The organism is Proteiniclasticum sp. C24MP, assembly GCF_043951855.1.
In the GTDB taxonomy this organism is placed as follows: Bacteria; Bacillota; Clostridia; order Clostridiales; family Clostridiaceae; genus Proteiniclasticum.
In genome coordinates, this window is record NZ_JBINJW010000044.1 from 1 (window position 1) to 6216 (window position 6216).

Sequence of the window (6216 nt, forward strand, 5' to 3'; positions counted from 1 at the left end):
AAGAAAAGACTTGGGGGATGATTTAATGAAGATACACAAGAACCAGCTGCAGGTGAAGACCATCAAATCACAGGATTTTTATGAGATTACCGATGAAGTCAGACAGATTGTCACGGAATCCGGTATAAAAGAAGGCATACTTACCGTATTTTCTCCTCATACCACAGGAGCACTCTGCATCAATGAAAACGCGGATTCTGATGTCATTGAAGATATGATTTATGCACTGGACAAAGCCTTTCCTGATGATCGTAAATTCAAGCACATGGAAGGAAATTCTCAGGCGCACCTGAAATCCATAAACCTCGGAAACACCTTGAGCCTCATTGTAAGCAACGGTCTCATCGACATCGGCATCTGGCAGGGGATCTTCTTCTGTGAATTCGATGGCCCTCGCGATCGGACTGTCACCGTACATATAATGGGAGAATAGTTTCCTGATAAAGTGAAAACCGAAGGCAGCCACCTTCGGTTTTTATTTGGACAGAATAAAAAATCCGGATCCTACTCTGTGGTAGGATCCGGATTCTTTTATGGTGGAGATAAAGAGACTCGAACTCTTGGCCCCCTGCGTGCAAGGCAGGTGCTCTCCCAACTGAGCTATACCCCCATATGGTGGACCTTCAGGGACTCGAACCCCGGGCCGACCGGTTATGAGCCGGTTGCTCTAACCAACTGAGCTAAAGATCCAATAACTGGCGACGACCTACTTTCCCACAGGGCCTCCCCTGCAGTATCATGGGCTCTTTTAGGCTTAACCGTCGTGTTCGGAATGGGAACGGGTGTAGCCCTAAAAGATATAGACACCAGATAATTTGTAAATTACGATATACATCGTTAATTTACTATACAAAACGTGCATAACAAGAATATTGTTTTCACGTATTGTTTTCCAAAAATGTATAAATATATTTTCAGAACAATAATTATTATAAGTCCTGCACCCATAACTGTCAACAGATTTTCCTCTTTATTTGTCTGAAATCGCCTTTTATTTCAGAGAGGGAATCTTCTGCAGGGGATTCCCTCTCTCAATCACTGAAGCTCTCAGCTTCCTTCCTGCTCCTTCATGAAAAACCGGATGCTCCTGTCCAGAATGCCGTTCATATGAGCGATGGCAATTCCGTAATTGGTTAAAGGTATACTTTTCTTCAGACTTTTCTCTATGCGACTTTGCATCTCTCTTTCACTGAGCATACATCCTCCACAGTGGATGACAAGGTCAAAGTCTTCCTCGCTGATTTTAAAATCAGTTCCGGAAGAATGGATGAACCTGAAATTCTTACCCGTATAGTTCCGGATCCACTGGGGAAGTTTTACTGTGCCGATGTCATCGCACTGCTTATGATGAGTGCACCCTTCTGAGATGAGAATGGAAGCATCTTCTTCCAGTTCCCTGATCAGATACGCTCCTTTTACCGCCTCATGGAGATTTCCCTTGTATCGGGCCATGAGAATGGAGAAACTGGTCAGTTCAATGTCATCCGGTACAATGTTTTTCACCCCGGAAAAAGCCTGGCTGTCGGTGATCACAAGCTTCGGTTTTCTGTTGATGCTTGAAAGGGCATCTTTCAGCTCCTCCACCTGGACCACAATGGCCTGGGCTCTGGCATCGAGGATTTCTCTTAGCACCTGCTGCTGAGGAAGGATGATTCTCCCCTTGGGTGCTGCAGAATCAATGGGAACTACAAGTATAATGATGTCTTTTGGCAGAATCAGATCCGCTATGATTTTCTTCTCTTTCTTTTCTGTGGACATGACTTTTCCCATGAGCTCTTTCAGATCATGGATATTCTCCATGGTCTTCGCACTGACAGGTAGGACGCTTTCGTTCTTCCTGTCAGTCAAGAGGCGAGGCCGCTCAAGAAGAAGATCCATTTTATTCAGCACGACGATATACGGAACCTTTCTTCCCTTCAGCTCCTCTATCAGTGCTTCATCTTCTTCCTTCATCCCTTCAGATGCATTGACCACAATGAGCGCCAGATCAGACTTATCCAGAACTTCACGGGTTTTCTCTATTCTCTTTCTGCCCAGTTCTCCCTGATCGTCAAGTCCCGGAGTATCCATCATGACCACAGGTCCCAGCGGGAGCAGTTCCATCGCCTTGAAGACCGGGTCTGTGGTTGTTCCTCTCGTTTCTGAAACGATGGACAGCTCCTGTTCTGTGATGGCATTGATGATGCTTGATTTACCTGAATTGATCCGACCGAATATACCGATATGGAGTCTTTCTCCTTTGGGTGTGTTCTGATATCCCATCTGTTTCACCATTTCCTTCTTAAAATCTGAAGTCTCTTATCCCCTCACCTGTATCGATGAGATTCTGAATCGCTCTTTCCTTCACTCTCGGATTCATGATTTTATGCACTTCCTTCTCAATCATCTTCTCACCAAGAATTCTCGTATCTTCGCTGGCGTAGTCCATGAGATATTCCTTCAGCGTGATCAGCGCATTGGGATGACAGCAGTTGATGATCTGTCCGCTTTTCAGAAGCATCATGAAGCGGTCTCCTGTTCTTCCTTCTCTGTAGCACGCAGTGCAGAAACTCGGAACATGTCCCATTTCCATGAGCCATTTCACGATTTCGTCCAGTGTTCTTTTATCGCTCACATCAAATTGTTCTGATTTATCCTCATCCAGCTCCGGAAGGACATATCCGCCCACACTGGTTCTGGAACCCCCGCTGATCTGAGAGACCCCAAGCTTCAGCACTTTTTCCCTGCAGGACTGACTTTCTCTTGTGGAAATGATCATGCCTGTATAGGGAACAGCAATTCTGATGCATGCTACAATCTTCGCAAAAGTCTCATCATCGATGCCGTTTTCGAAGGCATCCGCATCGATGTCATCCGCATGTCTGATTCTCGGTACACTTAAAGTATGGGGTCCGACACCGAAGGTTTCCTCCAGATGCTCCGCATGCATAAGAAGCCCCGTAAACTCGTATTTGAAGCGTTCCAGTCCGAATAGGACACCTAGCCCCACATCGTCGATTCCACCTTCCATGGCACGATCCATGGCTTCTGTATGGTATTTGTAGTTGTGTTTCGGACCAGTGGGATGAAGCGCTTCATAACTCTCCTGATGATAGGTTTCCTGGAAAAGGATATAGGTTCCGATTCCTGCTTCAGCAAGCTTTCTGTAATTCTCCACCGTGGTCGCCGCAATGTTCACATTCACCCTTCTGATGGCTCCATTTCTGTGTTTCACATCATAGATGGTTTTAATGCTTTCCAGAACATATTCAATGGGACTGTTCACTGGATCTTCTCCTGTCTCAAGCGCCAGACGCTTATGCCCCATGTCCTGCAGAGCGATGACCTCTCTTCTGATCTCCTCCTGAGTGAGCTTCTTTCTTGCAATATGCTTGTTCTTGAGATGATAGGGACAGTATACGCATCCGTTGACACAGTAGTTTGAGAGGTACAGTGGCGCAAACATGACGATTCTGTTTCCGTAGAATCTTTCCTTGATCTCTTCCGCCAGGCTGTATATTTCCTCTTTGAGATCTTCAAAGGAGCATTCCAGAAGAACGGCCGCTTCTCTATGGTGCAGTCCTTTGCCAGCTCTTGCCTTTTCAATGATCTCTTTAACCTTCTGATGGTCTTTTGCCTGCTTCGCGGCATATTCCAGTGTCTCCAGGATTTCCTCGTGTGAGATGAATTCTTCCGCGTTTCTCGATTTTACATTATACACTGCGATTACCTTCCTTCTTTATTACTGGGGTATCTGCTGTTTTTCTGGAACTGTGATCCCCTCTGTCCACCACCACCTGAAAGCCCAGATTTCCCATGGATTCTTTCAGAAGATGAAGACTCTCAGCGGCTTCAGACCCTGTATATGCTTTATTGTCATACAGCATATATTTTTTTCTCACATTCATGGGAGAAAGATTGGGCATCACCACATTGGCTCCTGAGAGAATCCCGTTTTCTCTGCCTTTCGCATCGACAGTCCCAAGGGAAGTGGTTGCCGGAATCAACGCTTCCGGCAGCATGATTCGAATGAGTGCGAGCATGAAAAGAGTCAGTTTCACAGAACCGCTGGGAAACTCTCTGAATGTGGATTCTTTATGAGGGATAAAGGGTCCGATACCTACCATTTCAGGTTGAAGCTCATGAATCAGACACATGTCTTTCGCAAGAGAGTGACTGCTCTGATGAGGCGATCCCACCATGAAACCAGTTCCCACCTGATAACCGATTTCCTTCAGAGCATAGAGATGAGCAGTTCTTAAAGCAAGCTCCTCTCCCTCAGGATGAAGCTTCCTGAAATGCTCTTCTTCGGCCGTTTCATGGCGAAGAAGATATCGGTTGGCACCGGCATCGTAGAGCTTCTGATAGCTTTCCCTGCTTCGTTCACCAAGGGACAGCGTAATGGCACAGTCCGGATACGTATTTCTGATTCTTCCGATCATCTTTATCAGAAGCTCGTCTGTGAAATAAGGGTCTTCACCACCTTGAAGAACGAAGGTCCTGAATCCCAGTTCATATCCTGTCCTGCAGCAGGAAAGAACCTCCTCTTCCGTCAGGCGATATCTTTCTGCGTTTCTGTTTCCGCTTCTTATGCCGCAGTAATAACAGTTCCGCTTGCAGTAGCTGGTGAGCTCTATCAGCCCTCTGATGTAGATTTTCTTTCCATAGGATTCTTCCAGAAGATCCCCTGCAAGGGACCTGGCGTATTGAAGTTCTTCTTCCGTATAGCTTTCGATGAGTTCCCTGAACTCTGATTCCTTCAACACACGTTCTCCAGCGAGTTTTCGGATGAGCATTTCATTCCTTGTCATAAGGACACCTTCTTGCTTTTCGCATAGATCGTCTTTGAAGAGACACCTGGGAGCATGCCCAGTTTTCCTGATATTGTACTGATGACATCCATAGGGGCATCCACTGCTACAGAAATGATGTTCATCTCCTTTTCTCGATAGGGAATCCCCATTCTCCCGATGACGTATTCTCCATACTCATGCAGGATACGGTTCAGTTTCTCGGCAGATTCATACTGCTCAATGACGATACCTATGAGTGCTACTCTCTTTTCCATCTTTTCCTCCATAAAAAAATGCGCCACAAGGCGCACAGATACCATACTTTTTTCCTGCGCCTTTTCCATCGGGCTTTCCCTCTGGGTGAGTACCAGTTCTAAATTGAGGTTTGAAGAAAGGAGAACCCTCGCTTCGCACCTTTTCTATCATAACATATTTATTGTTAATTATATATCAATTTATGATTGTTTTCTGCCTCTTTTTCCATAAAAAAATCTCCTTTTCTTCATCAGAAAGGAGATTCAGTCATCGTTATTTTAAATATTCGTCATAGTCGGAAAGCTTCACAAAACTATACCCCATTTCCTGAAGCATTGGCACAACATGCTTTACTCCTTCCGCTATGTTTTTATGCGGCTGATTCATGTGATAGAGAAATATGGATCCCCGTGTTACCCTACCTGCTGATCGGATCATCTGTTCTTTGTTAAAAGTTGCACCAGCGTCACCCAGCACGTCATAATTAACAGCCTTCAGTTCCAGATCTTTCAGAACTTCCAGGGTCACATCATCATAATAGGCAGTACCGGATCTGAAATATCTGGGATTTCTTCCTGTATAGGAGTAAATAAGTTTCTGATTCTGCATGACTTCCTGAAGAACTTCCTTCATACCTTCCGTTCCTCTTATGCCATAGGCAGATCTGCCATCCAGGGACAAAGGTTTATGGGAATAACCGTGATTCTCAATGTCAAACAGTTCATGCTTAGACAATATCTTCATGGTTTCCTCGTTTTCTTCTATCCATCGGCCATTCATGAAAAGAGTGGCTGTAATACGATGGAAGTGATGACACCTTCCATATTCTCTCCAAATGCAGTGACTTCTCTTTCCCTGTATTTATCCTCCATGAAACGAAGAAGCTCATCCTCCTTCATATCACTCACCGTAATGGCCTTAACAACTTCCTCTTCCTGATCAGGATCTTCTTTAATTTCATCCTTCTCTTCTGTCTGCGGCCTTGATTTTTCCACCTTACTCTCTGAATCCTGACTTTCCTCAATAGCAGGAGATGTGTCTGTATGAAGAGTACATCCTGTAAATAGCACTACAAGGGATATTCCAAGCAGCACGTATCTAACTCTTTTCCTGAACATCTTGTTCCTCCGATCAAATATACTGTCAGTACTGTTATCATTTACCTATATAGTACACTTATACATGATTT

General features: G+C 44.9%; 7 protein-coding genes, 2 tRNA genes and 1 rRNA gene. 1 reads left to right on the plus strand and 9 read right to left on the minus strand.

Features of this window, described 5'->3' with window-relative positions; all coding sequences use genetic code 11:
- Positions 1-25: 25 nt before the first annotated feature.
- Positions 26-433, plus strand: a complete 408-nt coding sequence (locus tag ACHAL6_RS15160; protein ID WP_395271497.1) for a secondary thiamine-phosphate synthase enzyme YjbQ — start codon at positions 26-28, stop codon at positions 431-433.
- Between the two features lie 101 nt (positions 434-534).
- Here the strand turns inward: ACHAL6_RS15160 and ACHAL6_RS15165 are convergent.
- The 9 genes from ACHAL6_RS15165 to ACHAL6_RS15205 all read right to left on the minus strand — a co-directional run bounded on the left by ACHAL6_RS15165 (position 535) and on the right by ACHAL6_RS15205 (position 6145).
- Positions 535-610: transfer RNA gene (locus ACHAL6_RS15165), tRNA-Ala, on the minus strand.
- A gap of 3 nt (positions 611-613) precedes the next feature.
- A tRNA-Ile gene (locus tag ACHAL6_RS15170) sits at positions 614-690 on the minus strand.
- 3 nt (positions 691-693) lie between these two features.
- Positions 694-811, minus strand: a 5S ribosomal RNA gene (gene rrf, locus ACHAL6_RS15175).
- Positions 812-1047: 236 nt separating this feature from the next.
- Positions 1048-2262 (minus strand): [FeFe] hydrogenase H-cluster maturation GTPase HydF, encoded by a 1215-nt coding sequence (gene hydF, locus ACHAL6_RS15180; protein WP_395271503.1) that lies wholly within the window; start codon positions 2260-2262, stop codon positions 1048-1050.
- Positions 2263-2281: 19 nt separating this feature from the next.
- On the minus strand, positions 2282-3700 hold the full coding sequence (gene hydG / locus ACHAL6_RS15185) for a [FeFe] hydrogenase H-cluster radical SAM maturase HydG (RefSeq protein ID WP_395271498.1): 1419 nt from the start codon (positions 3698-3700) through the stop codon (positions 2282-2284).
- Positions 3693-4790, minus strand: a complete 1098-nt coding sequence (gene hydE / locus ACHAL6_RS15190) for a [FeFe] hydrogenase H-cluster radical SAM maturase HydE (protein ID WP_395271499.1) — start codon at positions 4788-4790, stop codon at positions 3693-3695. Before hydE ends, hydG begins: the two co-directional genes overlap by 8 nt.
- The gene (locus ACHAL6_RS15195; RefSeq protein ID WP_395271500.1) at positions 4787-5047 is read right to left on the minus strand and encodes a TM1266 family iron-only hydrogenase system putative regulator; all 261 of its coding nucleotides are present in this window, start codon (positions 5045-5047) and stop codon (positions 4787-4789) included. Before ACHAL6_RS15195 ends, hydE begins: the two co-directional genes overlap by 4 nt.
- A gap of 253 nt (positions 5048-5300) precedes the next feature.
- A complete protein-coding gene (locus ACHAL6_RS15200; RefSeq protein ID WP_395271501.1) occupies positions 5301-5771 on the minus strand; it encodes a polysaccharide deacetylase family protein in 471 nt (156 codons plus the stop codon).
- 32 nt (positions 5772-5803) lie between these two features.
- A complete protein-coding gene (locus ACHAL6_RS15205) occupies positions 5804-6145 on the minus strand; it encodes a hypothetical protein (protein WP_395271502.1) in 342 nt (113 codons plus the stop codon).
- Positions 6146-6216 lie beyond the last annotated feature (71 nt).

Excerpts from the sequence above, each read along its gene's own strand:
- ACHAL6_RS15205 (WP_395271502.1), bottom strand. The coding sequence starts at position 6,145 with ATGTTCAGGAAAAGAGTTAGATACGTGCTGCTTGGAATATCCCTTGTA.
- hydF (WP_395271503.1), bottom strand. The coding sequence starts at position 2,262 with ATGGGATATCAGAACACACCCAAAGGAGAAAGACTCCATATCGGTATA.
- ACHAL6_RS15200 (WP_395271501.1), bottom strand. The coding sequence starts at position 5,771 with ATGAAGATATTGTCTAAGCATGAACTGTTTGACATTGAGAATCACGGT.
- hydE (WP_395271499.1), bottom strand. The coding sequence starts at position 4,790 with ATGACAAGGAATGAAATGCTCATCCGAAAACTCGCTGGAGAACGTGTG.
- ACHAL6_RS15160 (WP_395271497.1), top strand. The coding sequence starts at position 26 with ATGAAGATACACAAGAACCAGCTGCAGGTGAAGACCATCAAATCACAG.
- ACHAL6_RS15195 (WP_395271500.1), bottom strand. The coding sequence starts at position 5,047 with ATGGAAAAGAGAGTAGCACTCATAGGTATCGTCATTGAGCAGTATGAA.